15 protein-coding genes and 1 pseudogene are annotated in these 15,969 nt (G+C 66.9%); 9 read left to right on the top strand and 7 right to left on the bottom strand.

Features of this window, described 5'->3' with window-relative positions:
- From AC1DS3_RS24505 to AC1DS3_RS24485, 5 genes are all read right to left on the bottom strand, one after another.
- The coding region (locus tag AC1DS3_RS24505) for an ABC transporter ATP-binding protein (protein ID WP_477128134.1) at positions 1–517 on the bottom strand (517 nt) is incomplete at its 3' end.
- Positions 510–1,391, bottom strand: coding sequence for an ABC transporter permease (locus tag AC1DS3_RS24500; protein ID WP_441636050.1), 882 nt, complete (start codon positions 1,389–1,391; stop codon positions 510–512). The genes AC1DS3_RS24500 and AC1DS3_RS24505, both read right to left, overlap by 8 nt.
- 11 nt (positions 1,392–1,402) lie before the next feature.
- Complete coding sequence (locus tag AC1DS3_RS24495) at positions 1,403–2,221, bottom strand: ABC transporter permease (RefSeq protein WP_441635875.1); 819 nt, start codon at positions 2,219–2,221, stop codon at positions 1,403–1,405.
- A gap of 526 nt (positions 2,222–2,747) precedes the next feature.
- A complete protein-coding gene (locus AC1DS3_RS24490) occupies positions 2,748–3,779 on the bottom strand; it encodes an ABC transporter substrate-binding protein (RefSeq protein ID WP_441635473.1) in 1,032 nt (343 codons plus the stop codon).
- A gap of 59 nt (positions 3,780–3,838) precedes the next feature.
- The gene (locus AC1DS3_RS24485) at positions 3,839–4,921 is read right to left on the bottom strand and encodes a substrate-binding domain-containing protein (protein WP_477128133.1); all 1,083 of its coding nucleotides are present in this window, start codon (positions 4,919–4,921) and stop codon (positions 3,839–3,841) included.
- Between the two features lie 518 nt (positions 4,922–5,439).
- Between AC1DS3_RS24485 and AC1DS3_RS24480 the strand changes: the two genes are divergently transcribed.
- The 8 genes from AC1DS3_RS24480 (at position 5,440) to AC1DS3_RS24445 (ending at position 12,498) form a co-directional block, all read left to right on the top strand.
- Positions 5,440–6,105 (top strand): fumarylacetoacetate hydrolase family protein, encoded by a 666-nt coding sequence (locus AC1DS3_RS24480; protein ID WP_477128135.1) that lies wholly within the window; start codon positions 5,440–5,442, stop codon positions 6,103–6,105.
- Positions 6,102–6,866, top strand: a complete 765-nt coding sequence (locus tag AC1DS3_RS24475) for a fumarylacetoacetate hydrolase family protein (protein ID WP_477128132.1) — start codon at positions 6,102–6,104, stop codon at positions 6,864–6,866. Before AC1DS3_RS24480 ends, AC1DS3_RS24475 begins: the two co-directional genes overlap by 4 nt.
- A gap of 39 nt (positions 6,867–6,905) precedes the next feature.
- Positions 6,906–8,366 carry a 5-carboxymethyl-2-hydroxymuconate semialdehyde dehydrogenase gene (hpaE, locus tag AC1DS3_RS24470; protein WP_441635467.1) on the top strand — a complete coding sequence of 487 codons (1,461 nt, stop codon included), beginning with the start codon at positions 6,906–6,908 and terminating at the stop codon, positions 8,364–8,366.
- A 42-nt stretch (positions 8,367–8,408) separates the two neighbouring features.
- Positions 8,409–9,257, top strand: coding sequence for a 3,4-dihydroxyphenylacetate 2,3-dioxygenase (hpaD, locus tag AC1DS3_RS24465; RefSeq protein ID WP_441635465.1), 849 nt, complete (start codon positions 8,409–8,411; stop codon positions 9,255–9,257).
- Positions 9,258–9,322: 65 nt separating this feature from the next.
- Positions 9,323–9,712: a 5-carboxymethyl-2-hydroxymuconate Delta-isomerase gene (locus AC1DS3_RS24460; protein WP_043354736.1), complete on the top strand. Its 390-nt coding sequence runs from the start codon at positions 9,323–9,325 to the stop codon at positions 9,710–9,712.
- Between the two features lie 72 nt (positions 9,713–9,784).
- A complete protein-coding gene (gene hpaH / locus AC1DS3_RS24455) occupies positions 9,785–10,588 on the top strand; it encodes a 2-oxo-hept-4-ene-1,7-dioate hydratase (RefSeq protein WP_441635463.1) in 804 nt (267 codons plus the stop codon).
- A gap of 21 nt (positions 10,589–10,609) precedes the next feature.
- The gene (gene hpaI / locus AC1DS3_RS24450; RefSeq protein ID WP_441635461.1) at positions 10,610–11,413 is read left to right on the top strand and encodes a 4-hydroxy-2-oxoheptanedioate aldolase; all 804 of its coding nucleotides are present in this window, start codon (positions 10,610–10,612) and stop codon (positions 11,411–11,413) included.
- 83 nt (positions 11,414–11,496) lie between these two features.
- Positions 11,497–12,498, top strand: coding sequence for a Bug family tripartite tricarboxylate transporter substrate binding protein (locus AC1DS3_RS24445; RefSeq protein ID WP_441635459.1), 1,002 nt, complete (start codon positions 11,497–11,499; stop codon positions 12,496–12,498).
- Between the two features lie 184 nt (positions 12,499–12,682).
- On the opposite strand, the gene AC1DS3_RS24440 is transcribed toward AC1DS3_RS24445, so the two are convergent.
- Together AC1DS3_RS24440 and AC1DS3_RS24435 are read right to left on the bottom strand one after the other, a co-directional pair.
- Positions 12,683–13,330, bottom strand: a complete 648-nt coding sequence (locus AC1DS3_RS24440; protein WP_441635457.1) for an AraC family transcriptional regulator — start codon at positions 13,328–13,330, stop codon at positions 12,683–12,685.
- Positions 13,331–13,489: 159 nt separating this feature from the next.
- Positions 13,490–13,999: pseudogene (locus tag AC1DS3_RS24435) on the bottom strand (Crp/Fnr family transcriptional regulator); the annotation flags it as partial.
- Between the two features lie 110 nt (positions 14,000–14,109).
- On the opposite strand from AC1DS3_RS24435, the gene AC1DS3_RS24430 reads away from it, so the two are divergent.
- Positions 14,110–15,747: an acyl-CoA synthetase gene (locus AC1DS3_RS24430; RefSeq protein WP_441635453.1), complete on the top strand. Its 1,638-nt coding sequence runs from the start codon at positions 14,110–14,112 to the stop codon at positions 15,745–15,747.
- Positions 15,748–15,969 lie beyond the last annotated feature (222 nt).

The following is a 15,969-nucleotide window of genomic DNA, read 5'->3' as shown; positions in this document are numbered from 1 at the left end:
GCTTGGCGTCCAGCGCGGTCAGCGGCTCATCGAGCAGCAGCACGCGCGGCTGCACGGCAATGGCGCGGGCCAGCGCCACGCGCTGGCGCTGGCCGCCGGACAGCTGGTCGATGCGCCGCTCGGCAAAAGGCCCCAGATGCATCATGGCGAGCATCTCGTCCACCCGGCGGCGGCGCGCGGCGGCGTCGATGCGGCGCACGCGCAGGCCATAGGCGATGTTCTCCGCCACGGTCATGTTGGGAAACAGCGCGTAGCTCTGGAACACCATGCCCACGCCGCGCTGCTCGATCGGCAGCGGCGTCACATCGTTGTCGCCAAACATCACCACGCCGCCGGCGTCGGGGAACTCCAGCCCGGCGATGATGCGCAGTGTGGTGGTCTTGCCGCAGCCCGAGGGGCCCAGCAGTACCACGGTCTCGCCTGCGCCGATGTCGAGGTCAAGCGGTTGCAGCGCCAGCGTGCCGTCGGCGAAGGTCTTGCCGCAGTGGCGCAGCGTGATGGTGGTCGGCTCATGCATGGCGGGCCTCGGAAGTGGAGAGCGAATCGGTGCCGGGGATCGTTCTGGTGTCGGCGCCGTCGGCAAGCGGCTGATGCTTGCGGGCGCGCGCGCCCAGCGCGGACAAGCCCTGCATCAGCACCAGCAGCGGGATGATCATGAAGAAAAACACGATGGTGTAGGCCGAGCCGATCTCCAGGCGCATCGAGGCGTAGCTGTCGGCCAGCCCCACCGGCAGCGTCTGCGTGGTGGGTGTATGCAGCATCCAGGTCAGGTTGAACTCCCCGACGGACAACGTCACMACCATCAGCGCCCCGGCCAGGATGCCCTGGCGGCAGTTCGGCAGCACCACGGTAAAGAAGCGCTGCAGGCGGTTTGCGCCCAGGCTGGCGGCAGCGTCCTCCAGCGTGCGGATATCGATGGCCGACATGATGGCCAGCACCGAGCGCACCATGAACGGCAGCGTGAACAGTACGTGGCCCACGAGGATAAACACCCAGCTCGTGCGGAACGCCTGCCAGCCGCCATAGAGCAGGATCAGGCCAAGCGCGGTGGCCAGCCCCGGCACCGCCACCGGCAGCATCAGCAGCTCCTCGATCAGGCGCGTCACGCGCCCGCGCCGCAGCGCCATGTAGTAGGCCGCGGGCACGCCAAGCACCAGGGTGCAAGCCAGGCACGCCAGGGCAATGCCCAGCGACAGGAAGATGGTGTTGCGGTAGAGCGCCCACACCTCTACCAGCCAGCGCGTGGTGAGGCCGCTGGACACGCCGGTAAAGATGTTGTTGGTGAGGCCGGCGAGCACGGACAGCACCACCGGCACCACCATGAACAGGCACACCAGTAGGGTGAGCGCGAGCTGCAGCCAGTAGGCATTGCCGCGGCGGGAAGATGTCATCATGGGTAGCCTCAGGCAGTAGCGGCGACGGCGTCGCCCGAGAACCAGCGCGCCACCGCCAGCATGGCCCAGGTGACCGTGCCGAGCAGCAAGGACAGTGCGGCGGCCATGCCGAAGTTGGCGTAGTTGGTGAACTCGTTGTAGATGGTCAGCGGCAAGACATCGAGCTGCGTGGCCAGCGTGAAGGCGGTGCCGAAGGCGCCCATGCTGGTGGCGAAGCAGATCGCGCCGCTGGAAATCATGGCCGGCATCAGCGCGGGCAGCATCACGTCGCGCACCACGCGCCAGCGGCCCGCGCCAAGCGAGCGGGCGGCTTCTTCCAGCGACGCGTCGAGCTTGGCAACGGCCGCCATCACCGTCAGGATCACGCGCGGGATGGAGAAGTACAGGTAGCCGACGAACAGGCCGGCGAGACCGTAGGCAAAGGTCCAGCGGTCTCCAATCAGCCAGTCGCTCACCATGGCGAGCAGGCCGTTGCGCCCGCCCAGCATGATGACCATGAAGCCGATGACGACACCGGGGAAGGCGAGCGGGAACGTCAGCATGGCGACCAGCAGCGCCTTTCCGGGCACCGCGTTGCGCTCCAGGAAAGTGCCGGTGATGCCGGCGATGATCAGGGTGGCCAGTGTTACCGTTGCCGATAGCAGCACGGTGACCATCAGGCTGTGCAGATAGCGCTCGCTTGAGATGACGGTCCAGTAGACGCTCGCGCCTTGCTCACCCGTGACGCTGATCGCCAGCAGCTTTGCCATGGGCAGGCAGAAGAAGGCGAAGAAAACGATCAGGGCCGGGAGGGCGAAGAGGAGGAGTGGGGGGCTTCGTTTAGGCATGATGGGTTTGTTATTTTCCCAGGGGGGTGAAGATCTGCTTCAACGTTGACTTTGACTGTTTGGGTTCAAGGGGGACTGCAACTGCTTAACTTCAACTTCAGCTTCAACTTCAACTGCAGTTTCACCACGCCTGCGGCGCGGCGACCCACTTTTTTGTCTTGCCAAAAAAGTAGGCAAAAAAGGCGCGCCGGATGGGGCGACTACCCCCTCGGGCTTCGGCGAAAAGAGCGGCCGGGACCCAAACTCGCATCGCCTTAAGGCGATACTCAGACATGGGTCCCTCTTTTCCGCTCTTTTCGCCGAATCCCGAGGCGCCCCATACGGCCTTGGTACACCTTGACGGCTCGCTTCGCATCGCGCTGGGGTGTTCCCCGCCTTGGGGGCGGGTCACACGGCTAAATCGAGGCACTGGCCGATCCCTCCCGACGGTTTTCTCCCCTCTCCCACTTGTGGGAGAGCAAGCCGGGGGAGAGGGCGGGCGTTCGCCAGGCGCGAAATGCCGCACTCATCCACTAGCGTTAGCCATTCAGCGCACTTCCTTCAAATACTGCTCGCTGAAACCCTTCTGCGCATCCGCCATCTTTCCAAAATCCACCGGCTTGGCCCGCGCGTAATCCGCTGCCGGCAGGAACCGCGCTTGCACTTCCTTGGGCACGGCGGCGCTGCGCACGGGGCGCAGGTAGGCATTGGCCCACAGGGCTTGCCCTTCGTCGGACAGCACAAAGTCCAGCACCTTCTTGCCTTGCGCGTCGTGCGGCGCCTTGTTCACCAGGCTCATCACGTACGGCACCACCACCGTGCCTTCCTTGGGAATCACGAAGGCCACGTTGGACTTGTCCTTGTAGCGGGCGCGGTAGGCGTTGAAGTCGTAGTCCAGCAGGATCGGGATCTCGCCGGAGAGCACGCGGGCATAGGCGGTTTGCTTGGGGACGATGGGCTGGTTCTTCTGCAGGTCGCGGAAGTACTTGAAGGCCGGGCCGAAGTTGTCCATCGAGCCGCCCATCGCCTGGTTGACGGCAACCGCGCCGACATAGCCGACAAAGGCGCTGGCCGGGTCCAGGTAGCCGATGAGGCCCTTGTACTCGGGCTTGAGCAGGTCGGCCCASGAYTGCGGCACGGGCTTGCCGCGCAGCGCGTCGACGTTGACCATGAAGCCGAGCGTGCCGGAGTGGATGGCGAACCAGTTGCCTTGCGCGTCCTTGAGGCCGTCGGGGATGTCGTTCCAGTGGGCGGGCTTGTAGGGGGCGGTGACGCCGTCCTTCTTGGCCTGGATGCCGAAGGTCACGCCGTAGTACACCACGTCCGCTACCGGGCTGCCCTTTTCGGCGACCAGCTGCGCGAGCGACTGGCCGGAGTTCTTGTTGTCATGCGGCACCGTGACGCCGGTCTTCTCCTTGATGGCGCGAATCTGCGCGGCCCAGTCGGCCCATTCGGGCGGGCAGTTGTAGCAGATCGCGGTTTGCGCTGCCGCGCCCTGGCTGAATGCGCAGACGGCGGCGGCGCCGAGCGCGCTGGCGATCCGGCGCAGCGGTTTGTGCCAGGAACGGGTTGCTTGCATGGTGAACTCCTTGGGTTGCATACGAGGGCTGGGGCTGGGGGAATGCGGTGGGTAAAGGGTCATGCCGGTGCGGCTACCGTGCCACCCAGGCGCAGGCCGTGGGGCAGCAAGGTGATGCGCCCGGGTCGGGCGCCGGATACATCGGATACGCCGGCTGCTGCGAGGCCGAAGCGCTTGAGCAACAGCGCAACGGCGCGCTCGCCGATTTCGGTGTTGGGCTGCACCACCGATGCCAGTGGCGGCTCCACCAGCGCGCCCAGCGCGATGCCGTCGTAGCCCAGCACGGAGATGTCGCGCGGCACGCGCAGGCCGAGCCGTTTCAGGTCGGAGATCACGCCGATCGCCAGCAGGTCGTTGGTGCAGAAAAAGGCGGTGGGCGCATCCGGCCCGGCAGCCAGTGCGCCGATCTGGTCAGCGTTGCTGGCGGTGTGGGTGGGCAGGCAAAGTKCCGGCGCTGCCTCCAGGCCGTGCGCGCGCATGGCGTCGCGGTAGCCCTCGAAGCGCTGGCGCGCGCGGTCGGAGGCGATGAAGGCACCGGAGACCACGCGGATGCGGCGGTGCCCGGCGGCAATCAGTGCTTGCACGCCTTCGCGGGCGCTGCCGCGATTGTCCACAGAGACAGAATGGCGCTGGCCGCGCGCGGCGGCCTGGTTGTAGGCCAGCACGTAGGGCACGCCTTCGGCATCGAGCTGGTCGAGCACGTCGCTGCGGGCAGCGTCAGCCACCGTGAGCACCATGCCGTCGACGCGGTGGCGCAGCAGGTATTCGATGCGCTCGCGTTCGCGCGCGGGGTCGTAGGCGCTTGTCACCAGCATCAGCGAGTAGCCGGCGGCCAGCGCGGCGTCCTCGATGCCGCGCCAGCATTCGGCGAACACGGCGTTTTCCAGGGTGGGCAGCATCACGCCGATCATCCGGCTTTGCTGCGCGCGCAGCTTGCTGCCGAGCAGGTTGGGGCGGAAGCTCAGCCGCCGCGCGGCCTCCAGCACGCGCTGCGCGGTGCCTTCGCGCACCAGCGCCGGGCTGTTGAACGCGCGCGATGCGGTGGCTAGCGATACGCCAGCGGCCTGCGCAACGTCCACCAGCGTGGCGGTGCCGGCGGCGTCCGGGGCGGTGCTGCTGGAACGGTCCTGGGTGCGCTTCACGTGAGAGCTTCTGGTCTTGGTTTCGGGGTCCCATTGCGCGCATGGCGAACCAGGCACGCAACGCCGGCAAAATGAAAACGTTTTCATTCAAGCTGCAAAAAAATCGGGTAGCAAGCCTTTTCACTGCTGCGGTGCATTAGCGCAATCGCACTGCGGCAAGGCGAAACCCGGTACAGCGCGAATTCTGGGGATGCTGCATGACAGCACGATGACAGACGCGGAGGAGGGCGCGAAGGGCCGGGCGGCAAGATCGCGGCGCCGCGGATCACAATGGGGTTGAAACTATCCTGTAATCTCATTAACATGTTAAGTACAGGCGGCGCCAACGGGCGATCCGCMGTCGACGATCCGCCGGCCCGGCAGCGCAAGCGCCCGGCCACGCGCGGGCGCAACCAGAGAGGAGCACGATGCGACAAGCCAGAATCGCCACCGGCGGCCGGCCAGTGCGGGCAGTGCCGGTGGACGGTGCCACCTTGCTGCCGCTGGACGGCGGACGCGCCCTGCGCGAGGATGAATTCATGTGGCAGCCCGCCATCAYCGGCACGGTGTATGGCACGCTGCTGAACTTCAAGGGCGCGCTCGCAGCCCTTGGCGACAGCGTCAATGCGGCCCCTTACCAGGCGCCGCCCGCGGGCCCGATCCTCTACATCAAGCCGGCCAATACCCTGGCCGCCCATGGCAGCCTTGCCGAGCTGCCACCGGGCCAGGAAACCCTGGAAATCGGCGCGGCGCTCGGCATCGTGATCGGCCGTCGCGCAACCCGCATCGACCCGGCGCAGGCCGCGGACTATATCGCCGGCTACACCGTGGTTTCGGATGTCAGCGTGCCGCATGCCAGCTATTACCGCCCGGCGGTGCGCCACAAGTGCCGCGACGGCTATTGCCCGATCGGCCCGTGGGTGACGGCCCGCGAGCAGGTCGGCAACGCCGATGCGCTCAGCATGGTGGTGCGCATCAATGGCGAGGAACGCCAGCGCAACCACACCGGCAACCTGCTGCGCCCGGTGGCGCAGTTGCTGGCCGATGTCACCGCCTTCATGTCGCTCGAAGCTGGTGATGTGCTGCTGGCGGGCGTGCCCGAAGGTGCGCCGCTGGCGCGTGCCGGCGACGTGGTGGAGATCGAGATCGAACAAGTAGGGCGCCTGCGGCACGGCATCAAGGCAGCGCCCGGGGAGGTAGCATGAGAACCGCACGCGTAGCCTTCGATGGCCTGGTCCACACCGCGCAGCCGGCTGGCCAAGGCGCATTGCGCCTGGACGACGGGCGCGTGATCAGCGAGGACGCCGTGACGTGGCTGCCGCCCGTGGTGCCGCGCACCACCTTCGCGCTTGGCCTGAACTACGCCGATCACGCGCGCGAGCTGGCTTTCAAGGCGCCGGAAGAACCACTCGTGTTCCTCAAGGGGCCGGGCGCGTTCATCGGCCACCGGGCACATACCATCCGGCCAGAGGGCGTGAAGTACATGCACTACGAGTGCGAGCTGGCGGTGGTGATCGGCAGCACGGCGCGCGGCGTCAAGGCGGCGCAAGCCTATGACTACGTGCGCGGCTATACGGTCGCCAACGACTACGCCATCCGCGACTACCTGGAAAACTACTATCGCCCCAACCTGCGGGTGAAGAACCGCGACACCTGCACGCCGCTGGGGCCGTGGCTGGTGGACCGCGACGACGTGCCGGATCCGATGAACCTCGCGCTTACCACTACCGTCAACGGCAAGCTGACACAGCAGGGCAGTACCCGCGACATGATCTTCGCCGTCCCGTGGCTGATCGAGTACCTCAGCAGCTTCATGACGCTGKAGGCGGGCGATGTGATCCTGACCGGCACGCCGGAAGGGCTGGCCGATACGCAGCCGGGCGATGAGATCGTGACGGAGATCGAAGGGGTGGGGCGGCTGGTGAACACCATTGCCTCGGCTATCGAATACGGCAGCGGGCGCTGAAGCGAACCCAGGCGCGCCAAACGCCAACAGGAGACAACCATGATCAAGCATTGGATCAACGGCAAGCAGGTCGACAGCAAAGATACCTTCACCACCTGGAACCCGGCCACCGGCGAAGAGATCGCCACGGTGGCGGCGGGCGGCGAGGCCGAGGTCAACGCCGCGGTGGCGGCTGCCAAGGCGGCGTTCCCCAAATGGGCCAATACCCCGGCCAAGGAGCGCGCCCGCATCATGCGCCGCCTGGCCGACCTGATCACCGAGCACGTGCCGCACCTCGCCGCGCTGGAGACGCAGGACACCGGCCTGCCGATCGCACAGACCGGCAAGCAACTGATCCCGCGCGCTGCCGAGAACTTCAATTTCTTCGCCGAGGTGTGCGTGCAGATGAACGGCCGCACCTATCCCGTCGATGACCAGATGCTCAACTACACGCTCTACCAGCCGGTCGGCGTGTGCGCGCTGATTTCGCCGTGGAACGTGCCCTTCATGACCGCCACCTGGAAGGTCGCGCCATGCCTGGCGCTGGGCAATACCGCGGTGCTGAAGATGTCGGAGCTGTCGCCGCTCACGGCCGACCAGCTCGGCATGCTGGCGCTGGAAGCCGGGGTGCCGGCTGGCGTGCTCAACGTGGTGCAGGGCTACGGCGCCAGCGCGGGGGACGCGCTGGTGCGCCATCCGGACGTGCGGGCCGTATCGTTTACGGGCGGCACGGCTACCGGCAAGCGCATCATCGAGCGCGCGGGCCTGAAGAAATTCTCGATGGAACTGGGCGGCAAGTCGCCGGTGCTGGTGTTCGACGACGCTGACCTGGAGCGCGCGCTGGACGCCGCGCTGTTCACCATTTTCTCGATCAACGGCGAGCGCTGCACCGCGGGTTCGCGCATCTTCGTGCAGGACACGGTCTACGACGACTTCGTCGGCAAGTTCGCCGAACGCGCCAGGCGTTTGCGCGTGGGCGACCCAACCAGCGAGCACACGCACGTGGGCGCCATGATMACCCAGCAGCACTGGGAGAAGGTCACGGGCTATATCCGCCTGGGCGAGCAAGAGGGCGCCACCATCCTGGCCGGCGGCGCCGAGCGCCCGTCCGACCTGCCGGCCCATCTGCGCAACGGCAACTTCGTGCAGCCCACGGTGCTGGCCAATGTGGAAAACCACATGCGCGTGGCGCAGGAAGAGATCTTTGGCCCGGTGGCCTGCCTGATCCCGTTCAAGGGCGAAGACGATGGCCTGGCCATGGCCAACGACACCGCCTACGGCCTGGCCTCGTACATCTGGACGCAGGACGTGGGCAAGGTGCACCGGCTGGCGCGCGGCATCGAGGCCGGCATGGTGTTCGTCAACAGCCAGAACGTGCGCGACTTGCGCCAGCCGTTTGGCGGCACCAAGGCATCCGGCACGGGGCGCGAGGGCGGCGAGTTCAGCTTCGAGGTGTTTGCGGAGGTGAAGAACGTTTGCATCTCGATGGGCGGGCATCATATTCCGCGCTGGGGCGTTTGAGCGCCGCCCGCACCAAAACAAAACAAAACAGGAGACACCGCCATGGGTAAGCTATCCCTCGCCGCCAAGGTCACGCACGTGCCGTCGATGTACCTGTCCGAGCTGCCGGGCAAGCACCACGGCTGCCGTGAGGCGGCGATTGCCGGGCACCGCGAGATCGGCCGGCGCTGCCGGGAGCTGGGCGTGGACACCATCGTGGTGGCCGATGTGCACTGGCTGGTCAACGCCGGCTACCACGTCAACTGCAACGCGCACTTCGAGGGCATCTACACCAGCAACGAGTTGCCGCATTTCATCAAGGACATGGCCTACGCCTATGACGGCAATCCCGAACTGGGCCGGCTGATCGCCAGCACCGCGTGCGAGCAGGGCGTGATGACCCGCGCCCACGAGATCGCCAGCCTGGAGCTGGAATATGGCACGCTGGTGCCGATGCGCTACATGAACGCCGACCGCCATTTCAAGGTGGTCTCCATCGCGGCCTGGTGCGCCTGGCACCAGCTCGATGAAAGCCGCCGCTTTGGCGAGGCGCTGCGTGCGTCCATCGAAGCCAGCGATGCCAATGTGGCGTTTCTCGCCAGCGGCTCGCTGTCGCACCGCTTCAACGACAACAACAGCCCCGAGGAAAGCATCCACCAGATCAGCCGCGAGTTCTTCAAGCAGGTGGACCTGCGCGTGGTGGAGCTCTGGAAGCAGGGCGACTGGGCCACCTTCTGCCGCATGTTGCCGGAGTACAACGAGCATTGCATCGGCGAGGGCGGCATGCATGACACCGCMATGCTGCTGGGCCTGCTGGGCTGGGACAAGTACGAGCGCCCGGCGGAGATCGTCACTGACTACTTCACCAGCTCGGGCACCGGCCAGATCAATGCGATCTTCCCGGTGCGCTGAGGACTCGCCGATCACGGTTCACGCATCACGGATAACGCTTCACGCTTCTTCGGAGAGGCCTGCCAATGCCCCACATCATCGTCGAGTACACGGACAACATCCGCGCCGACGCGCGCGTGCCCGCCCTGCTCAAGACCATCAACGACGTGTTGATCGCGCAGGATGGCGTGTTTCCCATCGGCGGCATCCGCTCGCGCGCGCTGGCGCTGACCGACTACCGCATGGCCGACGGCGAGGAGGACTACGCCTTCGTCCACATCACGCTGAAGATCGGCGCCGGGCGTCCCGAGGCGGCCCGGAAGGCGGCCTGCGATGCGCTCTTCGAGGCTGTCAAGGCGCACTTTGCCGAGCTGTATGCGCGGCGCTACCTGGCGCTGTCAATGGAGCTGGTCGAGTTCAACGAGGGCGGCAGCTACAAGCACAACAACGTGCACGCCCGCTTCAAGAAGGCCTGACCGGTTCCAGCCTCAACCAACAGGCCCCCCAACGCACAACGCACAACGTTCAATGCTCCCCACGGAGACCTCATGCTCAGCCCAGAGCTGATCCACCAGATCGCCCATCGCCTGCACGGCGCCGAGCAATCGCGCCAGCAAATCCGGCAAATTTCGCTGGACCACCCTAACATCACGATTGAAGACGCCTACGCCATCCAGCGCGCATGGCTGGCCCGCAAGCTGTCCGAAGGCCGCACCATCAAGGGCCACAAGATCGGCCTGACCTCGCGCGCCATGCAGCTTTCTTCGCAGATCGACGAGCCTGACTACGGCACCTTGCTGGACGACATGTTCTTCCAGGACGGCGCGACGATCCCCCCGGGGCGCTTTATCGTGCCGCGCGTGGAAGTGGAGCTGGCCTTCGTGCTGGACAAGCCGCTCAAGGGGCCGAACTGCACGCTGTTCGACGTGTATGACGCCACGGCCTACGTGATCCCCGCGCTGGAGATCATCGATGCGCGCAGCCATGGGGTCGACCCCGACACCAAGCGCCCGCGCAAGGTGTTCGACACCATTGCCGACAACGCGGCCAATGCCGGCGTGGTGATGGGCGGGCGCCCGGTGCGGCCGTTCGATGTGGACCTGCGCTGGGTCTCGGCCATCATGTCGCGCAACGGCGTGATCGAGGAAACCGGCGTGGCCGCCGGCGTGCTAAACCATCCCGCCAACGGCGTGGCATGGCTGGCCAACAAGCTGCATCCGCATGGCGTGGGCCTGGAAGCGGGCGAGGTGATCCTCGGCGGCTCCTTCACGCGGCCGGTGGCGGCMAGCCCAGGTGATACATTTCACGTGGACTACGGCGCGCTGGGCGCCGTGGCCTGCCACTTCGGCTGAACGCMCGACCCCGACGCCATCATGGAAATCCCCCTCAATACCTTCAAGCGCGCGCTTGCCGCCAACGAGCAGCAGATCGGCCTGTGGCTCGGCCTGGCCAGTCCCTACACCGCCGAAGTGCTGGCCGACGCCGGCTTCGACTGGCTGCTGATCGACGGCGAGCACGCACCCAACACCGTGCCGTCCATCCTGGCGCAACTGCAGGCGCTGGCCGCCTATCCGGTGCGGCCGGTGGTGCGCGCGTCGTGGAACGACACCGTGCAGATCAAGCAGCTGCTTGACCTGGGCGTGCAGACCCTGCTCGTGCCGATGGTGCAGGACGCCACCGAGGCCGCCGCCGCGGTGGCCGCCACCCGTTACCCGCCGGAAGGCGTGCGCGGCGTGGGCAGCGCGATGGCGCGTGCCTCGCGCTGGAACCGCGTCGGCGGCTACCTGGCCCAGGCCAACGGCGAGATGTGCGTGYTGGTGCAGGTGGAGACGCGCGCGGGGCTTGCGCACCTCGACGCGATCGCCGCCACCGAAGGCGTGGATGGCGTGTTTATCGGCCCGGCGGATCTTGCCGCCGACATGGGCCATCTCGGCAATCCCGGTCACCCGGACGTGCAGAGCGCCATCGCCGACGCCATCGCGCGCATCCGCCGCGCCGGCAAGGGAGCGGGCATCCTCAGCGCCGACGTGGCGCAGTCGCGGCAGTACATGGCGCTCGGGACCACGTTCACTGCGGTTGGGGTGGACGCCACGATGCTGGCCCGGGCGGCAGAGAGCCTTGCCGCGCAATTCAAGGGCCAGGGCGGTGCGGGGACTAGCCGGGATAAAACGTACTAACTACGTACTAGCGACGTATTAGCATCCCGTAGCGCTTTAGCGCGGTTTGCACAAAGAACAGAAAAATCGGAGGAGACCCAATCATGCAAGCAAACGCCTGCGCCCGGCGCACGCGCTTCCATTCCATGGCGCAGCATGCCTCGCGTGTTGTCACAGGGCTGGCGCTAGCGCTGGGCGGCGCCGCCCACGCCGCCGACCCCGCTGCACGCTGGGTGGTGCCCTATACCGCCGGCGGCGGCAGCGACCTCGCCACGCGCATCGTCGCGCAGAAGATCGCGCCTGTCATGCACCAGAACTTCGTGGTCGACAACAAGCCGGGCGGCGCCACCATCCTCGCCGCGCAGGATGTGGCCAAGGCGCGTGCCGACGGCGCTACGCTGCTGACTGCCGGGCAGGGTACGCTGGTACTTAACCCAGCGCTGTATCGCAAGCTGCCCTATGACACCGCCAAGGATTTCACGCTGGTGACCTCGCTGGTGAAGCTGCCCGTGATACTGGTCGCCAGCCCGGCCTTGCCGGTAAAGACCTTGCCCGAGTTCATCACGTGGCTGAAAGCGGGGCAGGGCAAGGCAACCTACGCCTCTGTCGGCACCGGCAGCCCGCACCACCTGAGCGCTGAGCTGCTGCTCGACCGCGTGCAGGCTAGCGCCGTCCACGCGCCGTACAAAGGCACGCCCCCCGCGTTGCAGGATGTGGCGGGCGGGCAGGTCGATTTCATGATGGCCGATCTCTCGGCCGCGGTGCCGTTGATCCGCGCCGGGCGGCTTCGTGCTGTCGCGCTGCCGGCCGAGCAGCGCTCGGCGGTGCTGCCGGACGTGCCGACCTTTGCCGAGGCCGGGCTGCCCGGCTTTACGGCGTTTGCGTGGCAGGGCGTGGTGGTCCCGGCCGGCACGCCGCCGGCCTCGGTCGACAAGCTCAACGCGGCCATTGCCGCGGCGCTGAAGGACCCGGTGGTGGTCAAGCAAATGCAGGAGCTTGGGCTAGAGCCCATGGGCGACAGCCGGGCGGGCTTTGCCGCGTTCGTGGACAATGAGCGCGCCAAATGGGGCGCCTTGATCCGCGCGCACAGGATCGTGCTGGATTGACCCTAACCTAGGTGGACCGCCACGCACTTGCGCGAGTCCGCTAGCGAGGGTCTTGCCCGCCCTTTTTACAAATGCCGCAGGTTTCTACAAGCCGACCGGCAGCGCCACCGACAGCACAAAGCAGGAGATCAGCGACAGCACGGTCACCGCCAGGGGCCGGCCTCTTGTGYCCTCTTATGCCCTGTCATGCCGCCAGGTGCAAGCGCGGCGCTGGACCCGGCGGGGTTCCGCGGCCGTCGCTGGCTTCGAGCAGGCTCAGCGCGGCGGGGCCCAGCGTGTTCGCGCAAGCGGAGGCCAACGCAGCAACGCTGCCCAGGCCTACTTGCGCGGCCAGCCAATCGGTGCGCACGCCGCTGCCGCCCGCAAGCAGGTACACCGTGCGCGCGACGCGCTGCTCGCGCAGCAGCACGCCTAGCGCCTCGCCCTCGGCGAACAGCCGCGCGCGTACCAGCCGCGGGGTGACTTCCCATCGTTGCGCCACCAGTGCCGCATTCCACGGCAGCCGAGGCAGGCCAAAGATCTCGCCGGCAAGCGCGCGTGACCAGTGTTTCTCCGAATGGCACGGGCAGCCCGGCAGGGTGGCCAGCGTCATGCGCGGGCATGCGTCGTCCGGCACTTCCTGCAGCGTGATGGCGGTGCTTTGGCCCGGCGCCGGCAGCAGGTCGCAATCGAAGTACGCAAACGCCGGCACCACGAACGGGTTGCCAGGCGTTACCTCCCGCCGCGCGTTTGCGTCGCGCAGGCGCGCGGTGCCGTGCAGCGCGTCGACGCGCACGGCAAAGGGGAAGCGCAGGTGAGACAGGCGCAGATCGGTGCTGCTGACGAGGGCCATGCGAAGCTCAGGTGACGCAGGCTGGCGCGCATCGGGCGCGGCGCCAGGGGGAAAAATCGCATTGTACGGCTTCGCGCGGCCGGTGAGTTTCACGATGGCGAAGGCGGGTTTCAACGCTGGCCATGGCTGCGGGCGCGACCGCGGCGCTACCGCGGCAGCCTACAGCTCCGACAGGCCAAAGTGACGCAAACGCTCAAGGTCGGTCACCCGGATGCTCTGGTACGACAAATCGACCATGCCCTCCGCCGCCAGGCGCCGCAGCGCCTGGTTGACCCGCTGGCGCGAGAGCCCCGTCAGCAGGCCGATCTCCTCCTGCGACAGCTCCAGCACCGCGCTGGTACGGGGGTAAAGCGCCGGGTGGAAGAGCTGGGCAACCGCCTGCGCCACGCGGGCATCGACGCTCAGCAGCCGCTCGTTCTGCACGGTGGCGATGAACTGGCCCATGCGCTCGTTCAACTGGCGCACCACAAAGCTGGCAAAYGGCAGGCTTTCGTCGAGCAAGGTATGGAACACCGTGTCGGGCACCAGCGCCAGGCGGGAGTCGCGGATGGCGATCACATCGTATCTCCGCGCTTCGCGCTTGATGACACTGCCTTCTCCGCACCAGCCGCCCGCTGGCACCCCCGAAAAGGTGCAACCGCRCCCGTCCGGCGTGTAGACCGCGAGCTTGGTCCTGTGGGATGATAGCCTTGCACAGTGAAAAGTAACAGCGACCGGCGGCGCGCGGCTCAGCCTGAGGGCCAATACCCGCACAGCCGGCGCACGCGGAGACTACGGCAATGCCAAGCGATTTCGACACCGGCCTGGGCAAGAACCCGGCCAATCACGTTCCCCTCACACCCATCGATTTCCTGGCGCGTGCGGCCAGCGTGTATGGCGACCGGCTGGCCATCGTGCACGGCCCGGTGCGCCAGAACTGGCGCGACACCTACGCGCGGGCACGGCGCCTGGCCAGCGGGCTGGCGCGCCTGGGCGTGGGCAAGGGCGATACCGTTGCGGCCTTGCTGCCCAATACGCCGGCCATGGTGGAGGCGCACTTTGGGGTGCCGATGGCGGGCGCGGTGCTCAATGCGCTGAATATCCGGCTCGATGCCTCCAACCTGATCTTCATGCTGCGCCATGGCGAAGCGCGGGTGCTGCTGGCCGATACCGAGTTTGCCGACCTGGCGCGGCAGATCGCCAACGAGATTCCCGGGCTGAAGGTGGTGGCGGTGCTGGACGCGCTCGGCCCGCAGGACGCCCCGGCCTTCGGCGAGACCGACTATGACGGCCTGCTGGCCTCGGGCGACCCCGAGTTCGCCTGGCAGATGCCCGCTGACGAGTGGGATGCGATCGCGCTCAACTACACCTCGGGCACCACCGGCGACCCCAAGGGCGTGGTCTACCACCATCGCGGCGCGGCCATCAACGCCATCTCCAACATCCTGGAGTGGGACCTGCCCAAGCACGCGGTATACCTGTGGACGTTGCCGATGTTCCACTGCAACGGCTGGTGCTTCCCGTGGACCATCGCGGCACGCGCCGGCGTCAACGTCTGCCTGCGCAAGTTCGAGCCCAAGCTGGTGTTCGACCTGATGCGCGACGAGGGCGTGACGCACTATTGCGCCGCGCCGATCGTGCATACCGCGCTGGTCAACGCCCCGCCGGCCTGGCGCGAGGGCTTGCGCGGCCCGGTGCGCGGCATGGTGGCGGGTGCGCCGCCGCCCGCCGCGGTGCTGGCGCAGATGGAGGCCATGGGCTTTGAATTGACCCACGTCTATGGCCTGACCGAAACCTACGGCCCCGCCGCGGTATGCGCCGAGCAGGACGACTGGGCCGGCCTGTCGCAAGAGGACCGCGCCACCAAGAAGGCAAGGCAAGGCGTGCGCTACCACCTGCAGACGGAGGTAGCGGTGCTGGACCCGGACACCATGCAACCGGTGGCCTCGGACGGCGAGGAAATCGGCGAGATCATGTTCCGCGGCAACATCTGCATGAAGGGCTACCTCAAGAACGAGAAGGCCACGCGCGAGGCGTTTGCCGGCGGCTGGTTCCATACCGGCGACCTGGGCGTGTGCACGCCGGACGGCTACGTCAAGATCAAGGACCGCAGCAAGGACATCATCATCTCCGGTGGCGAGAATATCTCCAGCGTGGAAGTGGAAGACGCGATCTATCGCCATCCCGCCGTGCTGGCCGTGGCGGTGGTGGCCCAGCCGGATGTGAAATGGGGCGAGACGCCCTGCGCGTTCGTGGAGCTGAAGGATGGCGCCAGCGCCACGGCCGAGGAGCTGATCGCCCATTGCCGCACCCTGCTGGCGGGCTTCAAGGTGCCCAAGGCGGTGTACTTCGGGCCATTGCCCAAGACATCGACGGGCAAGATCCAGAAGTTCGAGTTGCGCAAGAAGGTCAAGTCGGATGCGGCGATCGACGTGTAACGGCCTTGTCCGAAGCCGCCGGATGCGCCAGATCCGTCTGCAATGATGGCGGCTATCACCTCCTCCCCTCACAGCTGCTCTCCCGCGAGCTGAAGAGGCTACTTTGTACCTGCAAGTCCGCGGCGGGTCACACATTGCCCGAGAACCGGTCCTTGCCCAAGAGGTCCGGGCGGCAGTTGAGTTGGCTTATGGTAGGGATGACCACCTGCCGTAGCGGTGCGG

The sequence above is a fragment of the Cupriavidus sp. 01L46 genome (genome assembly GCF_056399905.1).
The sequence above is the reverse complement of the archived record's forward strand: the minus strand, read 5'-3'. Positions and strand labels throughout refer to the sequence as shown.

Excerpts from the sequence above, each read along its gene's own strand:
- AC1DS3_RS24440 (WP_441635457.1), bottom strand. The coding sequence starts at position 13,330 with ATGGCCCTCGTCAGCAGCACCGATCTGCGCCTGTCTCACCTGCGCTTC.
- AC1DS3_RS24445 (WP_441635459.1), top strand. The coding sequence starts at position 11,497 with ATGCAAGCAAACGCCTGCGCCCGGCGCACGCGCTTCCATTCCATGGCG.
- AC1DS3_RS24460 (WP_043354736.1), top strand. The coding sequence starts at position 9,323 with ATGCCCCACATCATCGTCGAGTACACGGACAACATCCGCGCCGACGCG.
- AC1DS3_RS24430 (WP_441635453.1), top strand. The coding sequence starts at position 14,110 with ATGCCAAGCGATTTCGACACCGGCCTGGGCAAGAACCCGGCCAATCAC.
- AC1DS3_RS24495 (WP_441635875.1), bottom strand. The coding sequence starts at position 2,221 with ATGCCTAAACGAAGCCCCCCACTCCTCCTCTTCGCCCTCCCGGCCCTG.